The following is a 19,159-nucleotide window of genomic DNA, read 5'->3' as shown; positions in this document are numbered from 1 at the left end:
CCTCGTCGCTTCCATCCCCCCTCGGAAAAGCCACGCTCCATAAGCCGGTACAGGTGATGTCTGTTGTTGAGGGGGAGACGGAGCGAAGCCGCATACCGCAGCTCCACCTTCAACCAGAACTCGCCTTCCCACTGAAGGACCACCTGGGGCGTCTCCCCTCAGTTCTACCCTATACGGTAGGGTGAGCTGTCAGTGCGCGCGTGCCACGGGCACCCCACATGGCAGCCTCTTCGCGGGCTACTGCCACAACTTGTTCACGCCCCCGCCGGTCCCCAAGGCGCAGGTGGCCGCCACACCGGACCTCCTGATCTTCCCTGCCGATCTCGCCGTAATGAGGGGGGCTACCCTGGGTCAAGAGCCCAGGTGCCTTCCTCCCACCGCTTCAGCGCCTGCCCTGCTTTGAATGAGACCAACCCCTCGCCCTTGGCGACCTCCTCCAAGACCGCTTTGGCCTCGGCTGTCCGATGGCGGAGCAGGTGCGCGGCGGCCATGACTCGTACGTCCGGGCGTGGGTGCTTGAACAGCACGGCCAGTGCGTCGCGTCCAGCATCACCGTGGGCCCGGAGCTTGTCGAACGCGGCGCCGTACTTCTTGGCGTGCTTGTTCCCGGTCTTGGCATCTCCCCTCCAGATGGCGTCGGTCTGCGCGGCCACGTTCTGCGCGAACTGTTCGACAAGTTCCTCCAGCTTCATCACCAAAACCCCTTCGTTACTTTGTCGATCAGCCCGAACTCACGTTGGGCTTCGTACGACTGCGTGCTCAACCACTTCCGGACGGTCAGGGTGGACGAGCCGGTGATATCCCGCTGAATGGACGAGTAGAGCGAGCTGAGGCGGGTGTGGATGCCCTTGTCCAACGGGACGATGTTCTCGGTGTTTTGAACTGCCTGAGCCCCGAACCGTTTCTGGTTGCCCGGCGTCTGCTCGACGATGTGGTGCCACTCCTTCCCTGGGCCTGCCGAGCCCATGGCACGCTTGAAGCTCTTGTACGAGCCCCACGCCCTGAAGCCGTTGGGAGGAGCCTTGGCAGCGGCGCCGCTCATGGCCCGAGCCGTCATGGCGACAGCACCAGGAGCAAGGGCGATGGTGACGGACTCGGCGCTCATGGCGACCGTCTCCACTTGCCCCACCGCCGCGAGACGGATACCCACCTGCGTCTCCGCCTGCACGGCCGCCTGCATCGAGCCGGGCAGCTTCGGCACCTTCGCGGCCAGCTGGGGCCGAGTGAGGGGCCGAACATCCCGAGCCAGTTCCGACACGGCATCCTCGAACTCGCCGTTGCCGAGCGTCACCGGCCTGGCGCCGGAACGAGGGGTGAAGACGATGGTGTCGGTCTGGCCCGTGTCCAGGCGCACGACCCGGGAGGCGGTGCCACAACCGACGAGGAGAACCAGCATCACAGCCGTGCAGCACAGCTTCATGGGATTTCCTCCCGGCTACCCCGATGGGTATCCAGTCCGGAAGAATTCCCAATGGGTACGACAATCCCCGGAGCGGGGTTCACGGGACTATCACTCCGCCCACGGTGATAAGCCGACCTCCGCTCTTGTCCCACAACTTGAGGGTGAGGGTGTCCCGCGCCGCCTGGGCAATCAGCTCCGTAAACGCCCATGTTCAGAGGGGAAACAGGTCGGTAGGACAGAGGAATCGAACCTCCCAGGGACATGTCTCCATGCCCCCCACCGGTTTTGAAGACCGGGCCGGCCACCAGGTCCAGAGGTCCTACCACTCGCGATTACTGCCGGGCCGTGCCTCCCGCGTCAACGCCGCGTTTCAGTCCAACCCGCGCTGCCACAGATCGTCCTCGTCCAGCCCCATCAAATGCCCGACCTCGTGCATCACCGTGATGCCGATCTGCTCGATGAGCTCCTCGCGCGTCTTCGCGAAGCGCTCCAGGTTCCTCTGGTACAGCACGATCGACGCGGGGTAGGGGTCGAAGTTCCCCAGGATGCTGTGGCGCTCACCCACCGGCGAGCCCCGGAACACGCCCAGGATGCACGGCGACAGTGGCGGACTCTCCCCCAGCAGGTCCTCGTCCTTGGGAATCTCTTCCACCGCGATGGTGACGTTGTCCAGGTACTCCTTCACGTGCCCGGGCAGCGCCTTCACCGCGTCCTCCACCGCCTTGTCGAAGGCTTCCTCGCCCAGCTCCACCGGCGGGGGGAACTCCCGCGGCGCCACCACCTGCGCCTTCCCGAACCGCTTGCGCGCCTCCTTCCCATCTCCCCGCCGCTCCGCCAGCAGTCCCAGGTAGTGGTGCGCCCACGGCTCGTCCGCCGCGTCCTTCAGCACCTCCTCGAACGCCGCCTGGGCCTCCGGGAACCGGCACAGCTCGAACAGGGCGATGGCCCGCTCCACCTGCGCCTCCACCGACCTCGGCACATGCCCCAGCGCCGCGTCCAGGCTCGCCATGGCCCGCGCACACTCGCCCACCTGGTTCAGTCCGGTGCCCTCCAACAGGAGGAACTCGAAGAGCAGCTCCACGTCGCCCGCCCGCTGGGCCGTCTTCCGGCCCCGGGCGCACAGCTCCAGGCCTTCTTCCACCGCCTCGCGGTCATCTCCCGCCCGGCACACCAGGCACTCGGCCGCCCCGAGCAGCAGCTCCAGGTCATCCGGGGCCGCCTTGAGGGCTTTCCCGTATGCCTCCAGGGCCTCCTCCATCCGCCCCAGTTCCACCAGGGTGGCCGCCCGCCAATGCAGGGCCTCGGGCAGCCCGGGGGCCTCGGCCAGCAGCGCCTCCGCTCCGGCCAGGGCCTCCTCGAAGGCGCCCTCTTCAAATGCCGCCGCCACCCCGTCGAGCCGAACCTCCACGCCCGACGGCGCCGCCTGCTTCGACGTACGCTTCCCCATGCCCGGCCACATACGAACCCCTTCCGCGCGTTGTCAACGTGCGTCACGGCTGTTACGTTCCGCGCCCCCCCGACTCTCTCCTAAGGGCCCGTGAACATTCTGGTCGTGGATGATGACGTCGAGCTGTGCACGTTGCTCTCTCGGTTCCTGGAGAAGCACGGGTACACCGTCTATTCCGCGGCAGACGCCTTGCAGGCCCTCGACATCCTCGAGCGCCACGAGGTGGGCCTCGTCATCAGTGACTACCGGATGCCCCACATGGATGGCATCCAGTTCACCGAGATGCTCAAGGCCGACCCCCGCCACCAGGGCACCTCCGTCATCCTCATGACGGGCAACGCCGACGGCAACGTGCACGACAAGGGCCTGCGCAAGGGCGTGGCCATGACGCTGGAGAAGCCCCTGGACTTCAATCAGCTTCTCAACCTCGTGCGCTTCGCCGAGTAATCCGCCCGCCACCCGGGCCGTCCGCTCCCCCACAGCCACTCCCTTCCGTGTTGACAACCCGGGGCCGGCTCTTATTTTGGCGCTCGCCTGGGCCGAGTGCTAACCCCCGTACCCCGGCCCGCGTAGTTCATTCTTCAATTTTTTCAGGAGGTTACGATGGCAGCCAAGGAGATCTTCTTCCACCAGTCCGCCCGCGACGCGATCCTTCGCGGCGTGCGCATCCTGTCGGACGCGGTGGCGGTGACGCTCGGTCCCAAGGGCCGCAATGTGGTCATCGAGAAGTCGTTCGGCTCGCCCACGGTGACCAAGGACGGTGTGACGGTCGCCAAGGAGATCGATCTCGAGAACAAGTTCGAGAACATGGGCGCCCAGATGGTCAAGGAGGTGGCGTCGAAGACATCGGACAAGGCCGGTGATGGCACCACGACGGCCACCGTGCTGGCCCGGGCCATCTACGAGGAGGGCCTCAAGCTGGTGGCCGCCGGCCACAGCCCGATGGACCTCAAGCGCGGCATCGACAAGGCCGTGGAGACGGTGGTCGCCGAGCTGAAGAAGCTGTCCAAGCCCACGGCCGACAAGAAGGCCATTGCCCAGGTGGGCACCATCTCCGCCAACGGCGACGAGACGATCGGCAACATCATCGCCGACGCCATGGAGAAGGTGGGCAAGGAGGGCGTCATCACGGTGGAGGAGGGCAAGGGCCTGGAGACGACGCTGGACGTGGTCGAGGGCATGCAGTTCGACCGCGGCTACGTGTCCCCGTACTTCGTCACCAACCGGGACCGCATGGAGGCCGTGCTGGAGGACGCCTACCTGCTCATCAGCGAGAAGAAGGTCTCGGCGATGCAGGATCTCATCCCCGTGCTCGAGCAGGTGGCGCGCTCGGGCAAGCCGCTGCTGATCATCGCCGAGGACGTGGAGGGCGAGGCCCTGGCCACCCTGGTGGTGAACAAGATCCGCGGCGTGCTGAACGTGGCGGCGGTGAAGGCGCCGGGCTTCGGTGATCGCCGCAAGGAGATGCTGCAGGACATCGCCACGCTGACGGGCGGCTCGGTGGTGAGCGAGGAGCTGGGCCACAAGTTCGACGCCCTCACGCTCAACGACCTGGGCCGCGCCAAGCGCATCACCATCGACAAGGACAACACCACCATCGTCGACGGTGCGGGCAAGCGCGAGGCCATCGAGGGCCGCATCAAGCTGATCCGCGGCCAGATGGAGACGAGCACCAGCGACTACGACCGCGAGAAGATGCAGGAGCGGCTGGCGAAGCTGGCTGGCGGCGTGGCGGTCATCCACGTGGGCGCCGCGACCGAGACGGAGATGAAGGAGAAGAAGGCTCGCGTCGAGGACGCGCTGCACGCCACCCGCGCGGCCGTGGAGGAGGGCATCGTCCCCGGCGGCGGCGTGGCCTACCTGCGCACCCTGGCCGCCCTGGACAAGATGAAGCTGGGCGGTGAGCAGGACTTCGGCGTGGACATCATCCGCAAGGCCCTGCAGGAGCCGCTGCGGAAGATCGCCTCCAACGCGGGCCTCGAGGGCGCCGTCATCATCAACAAGGTCCGCGAGGGCCAGGGCGCGTTCGGCTACAACGCCCGCACGGACGTGTTCGAGGACCTGGAGAAGGCCGGCGTCATCGATCCGACCAAGGTGGAGCGCACCGCGCTGCAGAACGCGGCCTCCGTCGCCTCGCTGCTGCTGACCACCGAGGCCATGGTCGCCGATCGTCCCAAGAAGAAGGGCAAGGGCGCGTCGGCCGGTGGCGCCCCGGACTACGGCGGCGACGACCTGGAGTACTGAGCCCCAGTGACTTGAGTTGAGCCCCCGGCCCCGGGCGCCTCCTTCGTGGAGGTGCTCGGGGCCGCGGTGTTTTTCAGAGCGGCTGGCCCAGGAGGCGGGACAGCTCGTGGCCGAGCTCCCGGGCGTCCAGGTCCCGGGGCAGGCACCCGGACGCGCCGGCGCGCAGGGCTTCCAGCATCAACTCCTGCGAGAGGTACCCGGCGAGCACCACGAAGGGTGCCCCCTGGCCCAGCGTCCGAGCCAGGTCCAGCGCCTGCCGGCCGTAGGTGCCGGGCAGCTCCCAGCTCACCACCACGGCCGCCGGGGGCTCCGCTGCGGGCTCCGTTGGCGCGCCCGTCAGCACCCGCGCCTCCAGTCCCAGCAGGGCGAGCGCCTCGGTGATCCGCCGGGCCGAGGCCGGGTTGTCCTCGAGCACGTCCACGCGGCGGCTCGCCCGTGGCGATTCCCGCCGGGTGGGCACGGCCCGCGTGAGGGCCTCGCGCAGCTTGGTGCGCACCTCGCGGATGTCGTCGAAGGGTTTGAGCAGGTAGTCCAGCAGCCCCAGCTCCAGCGCCTGCTGCGCCGTCACCAGCGAGGGGTAGCCCGTCATCAGGATGACGCGCGAGTGGGGGTCCATCCGGCGCGCCTGCTGCGCCAGCTCCAGGCCCGAGAGGCCCGGCAGGTTCTTGTCCGTGACGATCAGGTCCACCGGGCCGCGCTTCAGTTGCTCGAGCGCGTCCTCGGCGGTGGCGGCCTCGATGACCTCGCACTCCCGGCCCATCAAATCCTTGAAGACGCTGCGGATGATCTCCTCGTCATCCACCACCAGCAGGCGGCGGCGCGCGGGGGCCTGCGCGGGAGCGGAGCCCGGAGCAGGGGAGGTGGCTGACGCCGGGACGGTGCCCGGAGCGGGGAAGAGGACGCGGAAGACGGTGTTGGGCGGAGGCTGATCCGTCAGCACCGAGGACGGGACGAGCTCCAGCCGCGCGTGGTGCTCCTGCGCGATGCGCCGGCACACCGCGAGCCCCAGCCCGGTGCCTCGCTTGTTGCCCGTCACATAGGGCTCGAAGAGGTGGTGGCGCACGGCCTCGGAGACGCCCGGGCCCCAGTCCGCCACGTACATCACCGGCGACGTCCCCTCGCGCCCCAGCACCACCTTCACGCGCCCCGGTCCCGACACCGCGTCACGCGCGTTGTTGAGCAGGTTGAGGGTGAGCTGCTCCAGCAGCCGGCCATTGCCCTGGACCGTCAGCTCCTCGGGCGCCTCCACCTGGAGCGTGACGCGGGCGGAGTCCGGGTTGAGGCCGAAGGCGCGCGCCGCCGCCTGCACGTGCGTCACCAGCGACACGGCCTGCTGCGGCGCGGGGCGCTCGCTGGCCAGCCGGGTGAAGTCGGAGATGATCTGCTCCATCCGCTCCACCTGGGCCAGCATCTGCCGCAGGGGGCCGCGCGTGCCGATCTCCTCGGACAGCATCTGGGTATAGGCCTTCACCCCCAACAGGGGTTGGCGCAACTCATGGAGCACTTCGGCGGCGAGACGGGTGGAGCCCGCGCTGGTGCGTTGCAGTTCCGCCGCGGCGGCCTTCGCCGCCGGCAGATCGCCCGCTTCCAGGGCCTGCATCAGGTGCGCGAGCGGGACCGGGATGTCCATGGTTCATCAGCATGGCCGAGCCACCCGCCTTGCCGCAACGCGAGGCGCCGGATTCCGTTGACCAGCGGCCCTGGCGCACGGATGCTTCCGGCGCCTACAGCTTCTTCCGCTCATACTGGCCGTTCGCTCATACTGGCCGTACGTCCTCGGGGAGTCCCTCATGCCGCAGACCAATCCGTTCCACGCGATGGTGCCCAGGAAGTTGACGGACTCGGAGCTGGCCCGCGCCATCCGGTTGGACATGGAAGCGGAGCTGGACGCCATCAACCTCTACGCCGCTCACATCGATGCCACGGACAACGAGGACGCCAAGGCCATCCTCCGTCACGTCATGGACGAGGAGCGCGAGCACGCCGCGCTCTTCTGGGAGCTGATCGCCCGCCTGGACCCCGCCCAGGCCGAGCACATCAAGGTGATGTCGGAGAAGTACCAGCTCATCGTCTCCGGGGCCTCGCACGAGGCGGTGGAGGCAGCGGGCGAGGGGGGAGGCGGTGGCTCCGCCGCGGCCGAGCCCGGCATGGACAAGCGGCTCACGGTGGGCTCGCTGCGGCGCTGAGTCCGGCTCAGCTCCCGGTGGGCTGGCTGTGGCGCGCCGGGGGCGTGGCCTCCAGGTCCCGGGTGGCCATGTAGACGACGTTGCGGCTGCCCTTCTTGCCCCGGTACATGGCCCGGTCCGCCAGGTCCAACAGCGTGGCCTTGTCCTGCGCGTGCTCGGGGAAGCTGGCCATGCCGATGCAGGTGGAGAGCGCCAGCGAGTGGCCCTCGCGCGCCAGGAAGCGGTGGTTCTCCACGGTGCGCCGGATGCGCTCGGCCACCTTCAGCGCCCCGCCCGAGTCGGTGCCCCGCAGCAACACCACGTACTCGTCTCCGCCGTAGCGCACCGCCACGTCGCGGTCGCGCACGCACCCCTTGAGCACCCGCGCCATCTCCACCAGCAGTTGCGAGCCCACCAGGTGCCCGTGGGTGTCGTTGACGCTCTTGAAGTAGTCCAGGTCCAGGAAGAGCAGGCTGAAGACGCCATGGGTCTGCTGGGCGTTCTTCACCTCCCGGTCCAGCACCAGGTGCAGGTAGCGGGTATTGAAGAGGTGGGTGAGGTCGTCCAGGTAGGCCAGATCCTCCACCTCGGCGATGCGGCCCAGGTTGCGCAGCGCGAGCGCCAGACAGCGGGCGAGGAATCCCGTGGCCTCGGCGATGCCCTCGGGCGGAGAGCCGGGGTAGAGGAGGACGGCGTAGCCGAGCAGATCCTCTCCCTCGATGGCGGGGACGGCGAGGGCGCGCGGCCAGAGGCCCGGCAGCCCCTCCAGCACCCGCACCTCCCGGGAGGTGCCCAGGCGCGGAACCACGGAAGCGATGAGGGTGGCCTCCTGCGTCTGACTGCTCAGCCCCTGGGTGCCCAGCAGCCGGGTCCGGCCGCTGCCATCGCACTGGAACAGCATGGCGGCGCCAGCCGAGCCCATGGAGAGGAAGGAGGCGCAGGCCGTCTCCGACAGCCGGACCCGGTCGAGCGTGGTGGAGATGCGCTGTCCCGTTTCCAACAGGGAGACGTACCGGCGCAGCGCGGCGTTCTCCGTCAGCAATTCACGCGTGGCGAGCGCCCGGTTCACGGCGTGCTGGAGCACCTCCGGCGCCACCGGCTTGACGAGGTACTCCGAGGCCCCGCTCTTGATGGCGCGCACCGCCGGGTCCACCTTGTCCAGGCCGGTGATGACCACCACCTCGATGCCCGGGTAGTGCTCCTTGGTGTGGCGCAGCACCTCCATCCCGTCCCCGGTGGGGAGGATGAGATCCGTCACCACCACGTCATAGGGAGCCTGGGCCAGTGCCTCCTTGACCTCCTGGACGCTGGCCACGGCGGTGACTTCGTGGCCCACCCCACGCAGGTAGTCCCCGTACAGGGCCCGGGCGATTTTTTCGTCATCGACGAGGAGGAGGCGCGCCATCTCTCCGAAGGGCTTACCACCCCGGCTCGGGGGCTGCTAGCCTGCCTCCGTGCCTCCCTACGAAAGCGGACGCCGGCTCTGTCTCCTGATGGAAGCGGGCGATACCCGATTCTCCGTCGAGGCCACCTCCGTCATGGAAGTCGCCGTGCCGGGACCCGATGAGACCAGCCTGCGCGGCGTGCTCGAGGTGAAGGATCTCTCCGTGCTGCTCGGTGGTGAACCGGAGCAGACCCCGGGCATGGTGGTGGTGTTCGACGTCAGCCCCACCCTGGCCGTCCGTGTCCGCTCGATCGTCGAGGTGACGGACGTGGCCCCGGCTCCCCACTTCCTCCTGCCCACCGGGCTGGGGGACACGCTGGCCGCGCTCAGCCGCAGCGCCGTGCTCCACAAGGAGCGGCTCTACCTGGAGATCAACGCCGAGGCGCTCCCCCACGAGCCCGGTACCGTGCGCCCCCCTCCCCAGCTCCCCGTGCGGCTCACCGGGTTGACGCCTGAACGCTCGCTCGTCTTCGAGTCGCAGGGGCGATTGTTCGGTCTCCCACTGTCCTGGGTGTCGCAGGTGGTGATGCGCGGGCCCGCCTTCAGCGCGCTGCCCGGGAAGAGTGGGGCGGTCGCGGGCGTCATGCCCCATGGACAGGCCCTCTGGCCGCTGTACTCGGCTCCGGCGCTGCTGGGGGGCGCCTCCCGGGCGGAGGACTTCCTGGTGCTCGCCGAGGTGGAGGGCCGGAGCCTGGGCCTGTGCGCTTCGCGCGTGCTGGGCGTCCACCCCCGCTTCGAGCCCGCTGAGGAGCCGGGGGAGTTCACCGCGCCAGGAGTCCCCGGACCCGTGCTCTTTCTGGACCTGCGGCGCATGTTTTCTTGAGCAGCCGCTTGTTTTCTTGAAGGCCCGGGTGCCGAACCGTAAGCTGCCCGGCTTGACAGTGGGACCCAGAGTCCCGATTTCTCACCGAATTCCAGGGGGTTTGGACCCCCGAGGCCCGAACCGATGCCCAAGAATCTGCTGGTCGCCGATGACTCGCTCACCATCCGCAAGGTGATCGGGATGATCTTCGCGACCGAGGACTTTCAGGTCACCGCGGTCGACAACGGGCTGGACGCCATCACCCGGTCGCGCGAGCTGCGGCCGGACGTGGTGCTCGCGGATGTGATGATGCCGGGCAAGAACGGCTACGAAGTCTGCGAGGCACTCAAGAACGATCCGGCCACGCAGAGCATCCCCGTGCTGTTGCTGGCTGGTACCTTCGAGGCCTTTGACGAGGCCCGTGCGCGTGCGGCCAGGGCGGACGACCACATCACCAAGCCCTTCGAGAGCCAGGTGCTCCTGGACAAGGTGAAGACGCTGGTGGGTCAGAAGTCCAACACCATGCCCGCCTCCGCCGCCACCCAGGTCATCTCTTCTGGTGGCCCCGCCGCCGTCGCGCAGCCGCAGCGTCCCGCCGGTCCTCCGGGTCCTGGTGGGCCGCGTCCGCCGGGGCCGGGCATGCCGGGGCCGGGTGTTCCCCCGGGTCCAGGTGCGCCGGGCATGGCGCGTCCGCCGGGGCCGGGCATGCCGCCGCCGGGTGCTCGTCCGGGAATGCCGGGGCCGGGCATGCCGCCGGGGCCGGGTGCTCCGGGCATGGCGCGTCCGCCGGGGCCGGGGGGTATGCCGCCGGGGCCGGGTGCGCCGGGCATGGCGCGTCCGCCGGGACCGGGGGGGATGCCGCCGGGGCCGGGTGCGCCGGGCATGGCGCGTCCGCCGGGACCGGGGGGGATGCCGCCGGGGCCGGGTGCGCCGGGCATGGCGCGTCCGCCGGGGCCGGGGGGTATGCCGCCGGGGCCGGGTGCTCCGGGTATGGCTCGTCCGCCGGGACCGGGCATTCCGCCGGGGCCGGGTGCGCCGGGCATGGCGCGTCCGGGGATGCCGGGGCCTGGGGCCTCTCCCATCGCTGGCATGCCGACGGGCGGTCTGCCTCGTCCTCCGGGTGCCGGGGCGCTGCCCACGCCGACGCCTCCCGCCTCCGGCCGCGGCAAGGATCCGTTCGGTCTCGGTGCTCCGGCGCCGCAGCCCGCTCCCGAGGAACCGGCCGAGGCCAGTGGTCTGGAGGAACTCTCGCTCGATGAGCCCGAGCCCATCGCTCCGGCACCGGCTCACACGCCGGCGCCCGTCGCGGAGGCCCGGCACGCTCCCTCCTCCGATGGAGGCGAGGCGCAGCTGCGCGAGGCGCTCTCCAGGGCCTCCCGCGAGGTCATCGAGAAGATCGCCTGGGAGGTCGTTCCCCAGCTGGCCGAGACGATCATCCGCGAGGAGCTGGAGCGGTTGATCAAGGACCGCGAGACGAAGCACTGAGCTCGACTCTTCATCACTGCTTTTCCACCCCGACCGGCCCTCGTCGGGCCGGTCCTTCCACCGGCCCGCGTGGGCCGGTTCTCGTTTCCCATGAGCGATACGACCGAACTCCCCAAGGCCTATGACCCGAAGGAGGTCGAGGCTCGCTGGTACGCCCACTGGATGGAGCGGAACTACTTCCGCGCCGAGGCCACCTCCGGCAAGCCTCCCTTCTGCATCGTGCTGCCTCCGCCCAACGTGACGGGCAGCCTCCACCTGGGCCACGCGCTCACCGCCACCATCCAGGACATCCTCATCCGGTGGAAGCGCATGAGCGGCTTCAACACCCTCTGGGTGCCGGGCACGGACCATGCCGGCATCGCCACGCAGATGGTGGTGGAGCGCGAGCTGAAGGAGAAGGAGAAGAAGTCCCGCCACGACCTGGGCCGCGAGCAGTTCCTCGAGCGCGTCTGGGAGTGGAAGAACAAGTACGGCAACCGCATCCGTGAGCAGCACAAGGTGCTCGGCGCCAGCCTGGACTGGAGCCGCGAGCGCTTCACCATGGATCCGGGTGTCTCGGCCGCGGTGCGCGAGGTCTTCGTCCGCCTGCACGAAGAGGGCCTCATCTACCGCGCCCAGAAGCTCATCAACTGGTGCCCCTCGTGCCACACCGCGCTCAGCGACCTGGAGGTCGAGCACGAGGAGAAGCAGGGCTCGCTCTGGCACATCCAGTACCCGGTGAAGGACAGCGACCGGAAGCTCACCGTCGCCACCACCCGCCCGGAGACGATGCTCGGCGACACCGCCGTGGCCATCCACCCGGATGACGAGCGCTACAAGGGGCTCGCCGGCCAGTTCGTGGTGCTGCCGCTCACCGGCCGCGAAATCCCCATCATCGCCGACGCCGAGCTGGTGGACCCGGCCTTCGGCACTGGCGTGGTGAAGGTGACGCCCGCCCATGACTTCAACGACTACCAGACGGGCCTGCGGCACCACCTGCCCATGCTCAACGTCCTGGACGAGGCCGCGCGCATCAACAAGGAGGGCGGCCCGTACGCGGGCATGGAGCGCTTCGCCGCGCGCAAGAAGATCCTCGAGGACCTCACCGCCCAGGGCCTGCTGGAGAAGGAGGAGCCGCACAAGCTGTCCGTCGGCGGCTGCCAGCGCTGCGCCACCGTGGTGGAGCCGCGCCTGTCTCCGCAGTGGTTCGTGAAGATCGAGCCGCTCGCGAAGCCCGCCATCGAGGCGGTGGAGCAGGGCCGCACGAAGATCATCCCGGAGACGTGGACGAACACGTACTTCCACTGGATGCGCAACATCCACGACTGGACCATCAGCCGCCAGCTGTGGTGGGGCCACCAGATTCCGGCCTGGTACTGCGCCGGCTGCAGCCCGCGCCTGGAGGCCACGGGCGGCATCGACTACTCGCGCGCCGAGCCCATCGTCTCGCGCGCGGCACCGGAGAAGTGCCCCAAGTGCGGCGGCTCGCACCTGGAGCAGGATCCGGACGTGCTCGACACGTGGTTCTCCTCGGGCCTGTGGCCCTTCAGCACCCTGGGCTGGCCCGAGCAGACTCCCGAGGTGAAGGCCTACTACCCCAACTCCGTCATGGAGACGGGCCACGACATCCTCTTCTTCTGGGTCGCCCGGATGATGATGTTCGGCCTGCACTTCATGAAGGACGTGCCCTTCCGCACCGTGTACCTGCACGCGATGGTGCGCGACGAGAAGGGCGAGAAGATGTCCAAGACGAAGGGGAACGTGATCGATCCCCTCGACATCGTCCTGGGCGCTCCGGCCGAGCAGCTCAACAAGAACCTGCGCAACAAGTTCCCCCAGGGCATGCCCGCCCACGGCGCGGACGCGCTGCGCTTCACCCTGGCCTCGCTCACCCAGCAGGGCCGCGACATCAAGCTCTCGCTGGATCGCGTGGCTGGCTACAAGGCCTTCGCCAACAAGCTGTGGAACGCCAGCCGCTTCGCCCTGATGAACCTGGGCGACTTCACGCTCGACAACCGGCCCATCACCGAGCGCGAGCTCACCCTCGCGGACCGGTGGATCCTCTCCCGGCTGCAGCGCGCCATCGCGGTGACCCGGACGTCGCTGGATGCCTACGCGTTCGGCGAGGCCGCCTCCACCCTCTACCAGTTCCTCTGGTCCGAGTTCTGCGACTGGTACATCGAGCTGTCCAAGGGCTCGCTCTACGGGGAGGACCCCAAGGCCAAGGACACCACCCGCGCGGTGCTCGTCTACTGCCTGGACCGCATCCTGCGGTTGCTCCACCCGTTCATGCCCTTCATCACGGAGGAGATCTGGCAGAAGCTGCCCATGACGCGGCCGGCCGACTCCATCATGATCGCCTCGTACCCCGAGCCGGATGCGTCGCTCGAGGACGCCGCCGCCGAGGCGGAGATGGGACCGGTCATCGCCGCCATCGAGGGCCTGCGCAACATCCGCGGCGAGAGCAACCTGCCTCCCTCGGCCCGCATCACCGCGTACGTGCAGAGCGCGGATGCGCGCACCCGCGAGCTGCTCGAGCGGTGGCGTGGCTACCTGATGCCCCTGGCCGGCCTGGGCGAGCTGCGCATCACCGCTCCCGGGCCCAAGCCCGCTCAGTCCGCGGCCTTCGTGGGCCCGCAGATGGAGGTCTTCGTCCCGCTCGCCGGCCTCATCGACGTGGATGCCGAGCGCGAGCGCCTGACCAAGGAGATCTCCCGCTCCGAGCAGGAGTTGGGCGGCATCCAGCGCAAGCTGGACAACCCCAACTTCGTCGCCAAGGCGCCTCCGGACGTGGTGGAGAAGGACAAGGCCCGCGTCGAGGAGCTCACGGCGCGCATCTCCAAGCTGCAGGACAGCTTGAAGCGGCTCGAGCCCGATACCAGCACGCCTGCCGAGACGGAGACGCCGGCTCCCGAGTCCAGCGCCAGCAAGGCGGACGCCGAGGGTGAGGTCGTCAAGGCCGAGGCGGGTGCTGTCGAGGCCGAGGCCGTGGAGACCGAAGCGGGTGCCGTCGAGACGACGACCGTCGAGGACGAGGATGACGAGGAGTTCGAGTCCATCGACGAGGAGTTCGACGAGGACGACGGGGACGGCCATGCGATCGGCGATGCCGAAGCCGGGGAGGCTCCGGCCAGGGCCGAGCGCAAGGGCGATACCACCCAGGGCGCGGTGAAGGCCCAGGCCGCGTCCGAGGCTTCGCCCGTCAGGGCTTCGGCGCAGAAGAAGGCCCCCGCCAAGAAGGCGGCTCCGGTCCCGAAGCCGACTCCGGCCCCGAAGCCGACTCCGGCTCCGAAGCCGACTCCGACTCCGACCCCCAAGCCGACTCCGGCCCCGAAGCCGGCTCCGGCTCCGAAGCCGGCACAGAAGGCGGCGGCCAAGAAGGCGGCCCCCGTGAAGAAGGCGGCGGCCAAGAAGGCTCCTGCCAAGAAGGCGGCTCCCGTGAAGAAGGCAGCGGCGAAGAAGGCTCCAGCCAAGAAGGCAGCTCCCGTGAAGAAGGCAGCGGCGAAGAAGGCTCCAGCCAAGAAGGCGGCTCCCGTGAAGAAGGCAGCGGCGAAGAAGGCTCCGGCCAAGAAGGCAGCTCCCGTGAAGAAGGCAGCGGCGAAGAAGGCTCCGGCCAAGAAGGCTCCGGCCAAGAAGGCTCCGGCCAAGAAGGCAGCGGCCAAGAAGGCTCCGGCCAAGGCCCGGCGCTGACCTCGATCGGAGACGCGACTCACATGGATGCCTTCCTGGATCGCCTCATCTCGCTCGCCCTGGAGGAAGACCTCGGGGCGGCGGGCGACATCACCACCGAAGCCCTCGTCCCCGCGGACGCCATGGGCTCCGCCGAGCTCATCGCCAAGGAGCGGCTCGTGCTCGCCGGACTGGACACCTTCGCCCGCGTCTTCGTGCGCGTGGATCCCGACGTCAAGGTCGAGCTCCTCGCGCGCGACGGGCAGGAGGTGCAACCCAAGGCCCTCGTGGCCCGGGTTCACGGCCGCATGCGTGCGCTCCTCACCGCCGAGCGCACCGCCCTCAACATCGTCCAGCGCACCTCGGGCATGGCCACCATGGCCCAGCAGGTCATGGCCGCGGTGCATGGAACGAAACTGCGCATCCTCGACACGCGGAAGACAGCCCCCGGCATGCGCTCGCTGTCCAAGCAGGCCGTGAAGGCTGGCGGTGCCTTCAACCACCGCTTCGGCCTCTTCGATGGCGTCCTCATCAAGGACAACCACATCGCGGCCGTGGGCGGCTCCGTCCGCGAGGCGCTCCGCCGCGCTCGCACCAACGCGCCCCAGTTGGTGAAGATCGAGATCGAGGTCACCAACCTCGATCAGCTCGCCGAGGCGCTGGAGGAGGGCGCGGACGTGGTGATGCTCGACAACATGGACGACGAGCAGATCCGCCGCGCCGTGGAGCTCACGGCCGGCCGCATCCCGCTCGAGGTCTCCGGCGGCATCACCCTGGAGCGCCTGCCCCGTCTGGCGAAGCTCGGCGTGGACTTCGTGTCCATGGGCGCGCTCACCCACTCGGCGCGCGCCATGGACCTGTCCCTGGAGATCGTCCAGGCGCGCTAGGCCGTCCGCTCAGCGGCTGGGGACGAGGGCCTCGTGACGGGGCTCTCCCTCGGCCGACGCGGGGAGGTTCATCTCCAGCACAGCCGACACGGTGGGCGCCACGTCCGTGGTGCTGATCTCCCGGGGGTAGATGCCCGGCTTCACCCCCTTGCCCGCCAGGATGACGGGCACGAGCTGGTCATACGCGTACGGCGTGCCGTGGTTGGTGCCGACGGTCTCGGTGCTGATGACGTGGAAGGGCTTCACCACGAAGAGCACGTCGCCGCTGCGTCCCGCGTAGTAGCCCCGCCGCAGGGGCTCCACCAGCCCCGCCACGTCCGGCGTCGTGTAGAGGTCATCACTCGCCACCGCCAGGGTGACGGCCGGCTGCTTCACCAGCCAGGCCGCCGCGGCCCGCCGCACCGCCGCCCCGTCCACCTTGCCGCCCTCCAGCGTCTTGCCGCCCAGGTACACGTCCAGCTCCTCGACGGTGGCGGTGATGTCCCCGCCGAACTGCGCCCGCAGCGCCTCGGTCAGCCCCTTGGAGAGGGCGCGCGGATCCACCCGCTCGGCCCCCACGCCCGAGGCCGCCCAGTGCTCGGGCACCGCCGCGCCGCCGTGGTCCGCCGAGAGCACCACCAGGAGGTTGGCCCGTCCACCGGCGGCGCGCTCGGCCAGGGCCACCAAGTCTCCCACCGCCTTGTCCAGCCGGTGCATTGTGTCCTGCATCTCCCACGAGTTGGGGCCGTACTGGTGGAAGACGCGATCCGTGGCGCTGAAGCTCACCGCGAGCACGTCCGGCACCGCGTCCTTGCCCAGGCCCTCGCCCTCGATGGCCGCCCGGGCCGCCTTCACCACCAGGTCCAGGGACAGGGGAGAAATGGCGAAGGCCGTATAGGACTGGGGGCCAGGGGAGGGGAGGCCGCCGGTGAGGGGATGCGGAAAGACACGCCCCAGCCCGTAGTGCTCGCCCTCGTAGGGCCGATCATCCTCCCCCACGTACGCGGTGCGGGGCAGCAGCGGCTCCCACGTCTTGTTGAACCACGCGGCGGTGGGGTTGGCGGCGTTGAAGGCCTTCAGCCAGTCCGGCAACTCCTTCGTGTACCAGGTGCCCGTGGTGAACTTTCCCACCGTCTCGTCGAACCAGTAGGCCTGCCCGAGCCGGCCGGCCAGCGGAATGGCCGAGCGCGCCTTGCCCGACAATGCGATCACCTTGCCCTGCTCCTGCGTGGACAACCGCAGCCGGTCCGCGAACGTCTCCGCCATGAGGTTGGCCGGGCTCACGTCCTCCATGGAGAGGGGCGCTTCCAACACCGGGTGCGCCGGATCCGGGAAGACGCGCTCGGGCTTGCCCGTGGCCCGGTCGATGATCCGGTTGTCCACGATGCCGTGGCGCCAGGGGTTGGCCCCGGTGGCCAGGGTGGTGTGGCCCGGCGCGGTGCGCGGCTTGGCGTAGCCATAGCGCGCGTACGGGTAGAAGGCCCCCGAGTCGATGAGCTGCCGCAGCCCTCCCTTGAGGCGCGGCTTCGAGCGCAGCAGCAGATCCGAGCCCAGCGCGTCCACGGTGATGAAGAGCGTCAACCGGGGGGGCGCCGCCAGGGCGGGTAGGGCGGTGAGCAGCAGCAGCAGGGACAGGATGCGGAGCATGGAGATGATCCTCCATGCCTCCTGCTCAGAAGCAACCAACTCCCGAGCCCCATGCTTTCCGGGCGCACACTCCCCTGTTACGGTCGCCGCGACTCATGGTCGAAGCACGAATCCGAGTGATCTACGGCGACACGGACCAGATGGGGGTCGTGTATTACGCCAATTATTTCCGCTACTTCGAGTTCGCCCGCAGCGAGTACTTCCGCGCCCGCGGAGGCAGCTACCGCGAGGTGGAGCGCGAGGGGCTGGGCCTGCCCGTGGTGGAGGCCACTGCCTCCTATAAGTCCCCCGCTCGCTACGAGGACGTGCTGCTCGTGCGTGTCCGGGTGAGCGAGGTAAAGCGCGTGTCGCTGACGTTCACCTACGAGATCTTCCGCGAGGGGGGCCCGGACACCCCCCTGTGCACCGGGCGCACCGTGCACGCCTGCGTGGGCCGCGATGGCAAGCCCACCCGCCTGCCGGACGCGGTCGTGCGCCTGTTGCACGAAGCGCCCTGAGTCCCCACTTCTTCACGTCGTTTCCAAGGAGACACCACAATGGATCGCAACCTGGCAATGGAGGCCGTGCGCGTCACCGAGATGGCGGCCATCGCCTCCGCCCGGCTCATGGGCCGCGGCCACAAGAACGAGTCGGATCAGGCCGCCGTGGACGCCATGCGCCGGGCCTTCGACGCCCTGCAGATTCAGGGCACGGTGGTCATCGGCGAGGGCGAGCGCGATGAGGCCCCCATGCTCTACATCGGCGAGAAGGTGGGCCGGCGCAACCCGGAGGATCCGGAGGTGGACATCGCGTTGGATCCGCTCGAGGGCACCAACCTGTGCGCCTACGGCCGTCCGGGCAGCATCTCCGTGGTGGCCATGGCCGGGAAGGGCAAGCTGCTCAACGCGCCGGACACCTACATGGAGAAGATCGCCGTGGGCCCCCGCGCCCGGGGCTCCATCGACCTGCGCCGCACCGCCACCGAGAACCTCCACGCCATCGCGGAGAAGATGAAGGTCTACGTGGCGGACCTCACCGTGGTCATCCTCGACCGCGAGCGGCACGCGGACCTCATCAAGGAGGTGCGGGCCGCGGGCGCGCGCATCCGCCTCATCGATGACGGGGACGTGGCCGGCGGCATCGCCACCTGCTTCGAGGACACCGGCGTGGACGTGCTGATGGGCATTGGCGGCGCCCCCGAGGGCGTCATCACCGCCGCGGCCATCCGCTCGACGGGCGGCGACATGCAGGGCCGCCTGGTGCCTCGCAACAACGACGAGATTGCCCGCGCCAAGCGCATGGGCATCACCGACATCACGAAGATCTACACGGCCGAGGAGCTGGCCGGCGGTGAGGTCATGTTCGCCGCCTCCGGCGTCACCACCGGCGACTTCCTGCGCGGCGTGCGCTTCTTCGGCAACGGCTGCGAGACGCACTCGGTGGTCATGCGCAGCAAGACCGGCACGGTGCGTTTCATCCAGTCTCGTCACCGCTTGGACAGCAAGCCGGGTTACAACTTCTAGGCAACCCCCATCGAGGAGACCCGCACCATGCCTGGCGCCTCACGGAGCATCGTCGTCAACGCCCCGCCCGAGAAGGTCTACGACATCGTCACCAACTATGACCGCTACCCCGAGTGGCTCGAGGAGGTGAAGAAGATCCGCACCTCGGACCGCAAGGGCGACGAGGTGAAGGTCCACTACGAGGTGGACTTCAAGATCAAGACCATCCGCTACACCATCCTCGCCCGCGAGGAGAAGGCCAAGCGGATGTCCTGGTCCTTCGTGGAGGGTGAGGTGATGAAGGACAACAAGGGCAGCTGGGTGCTGGAGCCGGAGGGCGAGGGCCGCACCAAGGTCACCTACAGCGTGGATGTGGCCGTGGGCCCCCTGGTTCCCAAGGCCATCCTCAACGCCCTGGTGGACCAGTCGCTGCCCAAGATGCTGGACGCCCTCAAGCGCCGGGCCGAGGGCGCCTAGTCCCCGGAACACCCGCGTCCAGCTTCGACGCTGTGCGGCATGAGCCCTCCG

16 protein-coding genes and 1 tRNA gene are annotated in these 19,159 nt (G+C 69.1%); 10 read left to right on the top strand and 7 right to left on the bottom strand.

Going from position 1 to position 19,159, the window contains the following annotated elements; genetic code table 11:
* Nucleotides 1-341: 341 nt before the first annotated feature.
* From BO221_RS29180 to BO221_RS29170, 4 genes are all read right to left on the bottom strand, one after another.
* Nucleotides 342-692, bottom strand: a complete 351-nt coding sequence (locus BO221_RS29180; protein WP_073563932.1) for a DUF2019 domain-containing protein — start codon at nt 690-692, stop codon at nt 342-344.
* Nucleotides 692-1,420: a hypothetical protein gene (locus BO221_RS29175; RefSeq protein ID WP_083681492.1), complete on the bottom strand. Its 729-nt coding sequence runs from the start codon at nt 1,418-1,420 to the stop codon at nt 692-694. The genes BO221_RS29180 and BO221_RS29175 overlap by 1 nt, the downstream gene beginning before the upstream one ends.
* Before the next feature lie 210 nt (nt 1,421-1,630).
* Nucleotides 1,631-1,726: transfer RNA gene (locus BO221_RS55000), tRNA-Sec, on the bottom strand.
* Between the two features lie 46 nt (nt 1,727-1,772).
* On the bottom strand, nt 1,773-2,849 hold the full coding sequence (locus BO221_RS29170; RefSeq protein ID WP_073564383.1) for a metallopeptidase family protein: 1,077 nt from the start codon (nt 2,847-2,849) through the stop codon (nt 1,773-1,775).
* Nucleotides 2,850-2,939: 90 nt separating this feature from the next.
* On the opposite strand from BO221_RS29170, the gene BO221_RS29165 reads away from it, so the two are divergent.
* On the top strand, nt 2,940-3,296 hold the full coding sequence (locus BO221_RS29165) for a response regulator (RefSeq protein WP_073563930.1): 357 nt from the start codon (nt 2,940-2,942) through the stop codon (nt 3,294-3,296).
* Between the two features lie 156 nt (nt 3,297-3,452).
* Nucleotides 3,453-5,093: a chaperonin GroEL gene (groL, locus tag BO221_RS29160; protein ID WP_073563928.1), complete on the top strand. Its 1,641-nt coding sequence runs from the start codon at nt 3,453-3,455 to the stop codon at nt 5,091-5,093.
* Between the two features lie 73 nt (nt 5,094-5,166).
* Here the strand turns inward: groL and sinK are convergent, their stop codons facing one another.
* On the bottom strand, nt 5,167-6,723 hold the full coding sequence (gene sinK / locus BO221_RS29155; protein WP_073563925.1) for a hybrid histidine protein kinase/response regulator SinK: 1,557 nt from the start codon (nt 6,721-6,723) through the stop codon (nt 5,167-5,169).
* Between the two features lie 160 nt (nt 6,724-6,883).
* Here sinK and BO221_RS29150 point away from each other — a divergent pair, with 160 nt between their 5' ends.
* Nucleotides 6,884-7,279: a demethoxyubiquinone hydroxylase family protein gene (locus tag BO221_RS29150; protein WP_073563923.1), complete on the top strand. Its 396-nt coding sequence runs from the start codon at nt 6,884-6,886 to the stop codon at nt 7,277-7,279.
* A 7-nt stretch (nt 7,280-7,286) separates the two neighbouring features.
* Here the strand turns inward: BO221_RS29150 and BO221_RS29145 are convergent, their stop codons facing one another.
* Complete coding sequence (locus BO221_RS29145) at nt 7,287-8,663, bottom strand: diguanylate cyclase (RefSeq protein WP_073563921.1); 1,377 nt, start codon at nt 8,661-8,663, stop codon at nt 7,287-7,289.
* Nucleotides 8,664-8,712: 49 nt separating this feature from the next.
* Here BO221_RS29145 and BO221_RS29140 point away from each other — a divergent pair, with 49 nt between their 5' ends.
* The 4 genes from BO221_RS29140 (at nt 8,713) to nadC (ending at nt 15,524) form a co-directional block, all read left to right on the top strand.
* On the top strand, nt 8,713-9,525 hold the full coding sequence (locus BO221_RS29140; RefSeq protein ID WP_073563919.1) for a chemotaxis protein CheW: 813 nt from the start codon (nt 8,713-8,715) through the stop codon (nt 9,523-9,525).
* Between the two features lie 123 nt (nt 9,526-9,648).
* Nucleotides 9,649-10,989 (top strand): PleD family two-component system response regulator, encoded by a 1,341-nt coding sequence (locus BO221_RS29135; protein ID WP_073563917.1) that lies wholly within the window; start codon nt 9,649-9,651, stop codon nt 10,987-10,989.
* A gap of 90 nt (nt 10,990-11,079) precedes the next feature.
* Entirely contained in the window at nt 11,080-14,658 is a 3,579-nt protein-coding gene (locus tag BO221_RS29130) for a valine--tRNA ligase (RefSeq protein WP_073563915.1), read from the top strand.
* Between the two features lie 23 nt (nt 14,659-14,681).
* Nucleotides 14,682-15,524, top strand: coding sequence for a carboxylating nicotinate-nucleotide diphosphorylase (nadC, locus tag BO221_RS29125; protein WP_083681490.1), 843 nt, complete (start codon nt 14,682-14,684; stop codon nt 15,522-15,524).
* A gap of 9 nt (nt 15,525-15,533) precedes the next feature.
* Here the strand turns inward: nadC and BO221_RS29120 are convergent, their stop codons facing one another.
* Nucleotides 15,534-17,150: an alkaline phosphatase family protein gene (locus BO221_RS29120; RefSeq protein ID WP_073563914.1), complete on the bottom strand. Its 1,617-nt coding sequence runs from the start codon at nt 17,148-17,150 to the stop codon at nt 15,534-15,536.
* 95 nt (nt 17,151-17,245) lie between these two features.
* Here BO221_RS29120 and BO221_RS29115 point away from each other — a divergent pair, with 95 nt between their 5' ends.
* From BO221_RS29115 to BO221_RS29105, 3 genes are read left to right on the top strand one after another with little or no spacing between them, the layout of a single operon-like run.
* Complete coding sequence (locus tag BO221_RS29115; protein ID WP_073563912.1) at nt 17,246-17,647, top strand: thioesterase family protein; 402 nt, start codon at nt 17,246-17,248, stop codon at nt 17,645-17,647.
* A gap of 39 nt (nt 17,648-17,686) precedes the next feature.
* Nucleotides 17,687-18,652 carry a class II fructose-bisphosphatase gene (glpX, locus tag BO221_RS29110; RefSeq protein ID WP_073563911.1) on the top strand — a complete coding sequence of 322 codons (966 nt, stop codon included), beginning with the start codon at nt 17,687-17,689 and terminating at the stop codon, nt 18,650-18,652.
* A gap of 27 nt (nt 18,653-18,679) precedes the next feature.
* Nucleotides 18,680-19,108, top strand: coding sequence for a type II toxin-antitoxin system RatA family toxin (locus tag BO221_RS29105; protein ID WP_073563909.1), 429 nt, complete (start codon nt 18,680-18,682; stop codon nt 19,106-19,108).
* Nucleotides 19,109-19,159: the final 51 nt, after the last annotated feature.

Source organism: Archangium sp. Cb G35 (assembly GCF_001896145.1).
Lineage (GTDB): Bacteria > Myxococcota > Myxococcia > Myxococcales > Myxococcaceae > Archangium > Archangium violaceum.
Note: the sequence above shows the minus strand (reverse complement) of the source record. Positions and strands in the feature narration are given on the sequence as shown.

What these genes read in the sequence shown, in the direction of transcription:
- BO221_RS29180 (WP_073563932.1), bottom strand. Translation starts at nt 692, where the DNA reads ATGAAGCTGGAGGAACTTGTCGAACAGTTCGCGCAGAACGTGGCCGCG.
- BO221_RS29175 (WP_083681492.1), bottom strand. Translation starts at nt 1,420, where the DNA reads ATGAAGCTGTGCTGCACGGCTGTGATGCTGGTTCTCCTCGTCGGTTGT.
- BO221_RS29170 (WP_073564383.1), bottom strand. Translation starts at nt 2,849, where the DNA reads ATGGGGAAGCGTACGTCGAAGCAGGCGGCGCCGTCGGGCGTGGAGGTT.
- groL (WP_073563928.1), top strand. Translation starts at nt 3,453, where the DNA reads ATGGCAGCCAAGGAGATCTTCTTCCACCAGTCCGCCCGCGACGCGATC.
- sinK (WP_073563925.1), bottom strand. Translation starts at nt 6,723, where the DNA reads ATGGACATCCCGGTCCCGCTCGCGCACCTGATGCAGGCCCTGGAAGCG.
- BO221_RS29150 (WP_073563923.1), top strand. Translation starts at nt 6,884, where the DNA reads ATGCCGCAGACCAATCCGTTCCACGCGATGGTGCCCAGGAAGTTGACG.
- BO221_RS29145 (WP_073563921.1), bottom strand. Translation starts at nt 8,663, where the DNA reads ATGGCGCGCCTCCTCCTCGTCGATGACGAAAAAATCGCCCGGGCCCTG.
- BO221_RS29135 (WP_073563917.1), top strand. Translation starts at nt 9,649, where the DNA reads ATGCCCAAGAATCTGCTGGTCGCCGATGACTCGCTCACCATCCGCAAG.
- BO221_RS29130 (WP_073563915.1), top strand. Translation starts at nt 11,080, where the DNA reads ATGAGCGATACGACCGAACTCCCCAAGGCCTATGACCCGAAGGAGGTC.
- nadC (WP_083681490.1), top strand. Translation starts at nt 14,682, where the DNA reads ATGGATGCCTTCCTGGATCGCCTCATCTCGCTCGCCCTGGAGGAAGAC.
- BO221_RS29120 (WP_073563914.1), bottom strand. Translation starts at nt 17,150, where the DNA reads ATGCTCCGCATCCTGTCCCTGCTGCTGCTGCTCACCGCCCTACCCGCC.
- BO221_RS29115 (WP_073563912.1), top strand. Translation starts at nt 17,246, where the DNA reads ATGGTCGAAGCACGAATCCGAGTGATCTACGGCGACACGGACCAGATG.
- glpX (WP_073563911.1), top strand. Translation starts at nt 17,687, where the DNA reads ATGGATCGCAACCTGGCAATGGAGGCCGTGCGCGTCACCGAGATGGCG.
- BO221_RS29105 (WP_073563909.1), top strand. Translation starts at nt 18,680, where the DNA reads ATGCCTGGCGCCTCACGGAGCATCGTCGTCAACGCCCCGCCCGAGAAG.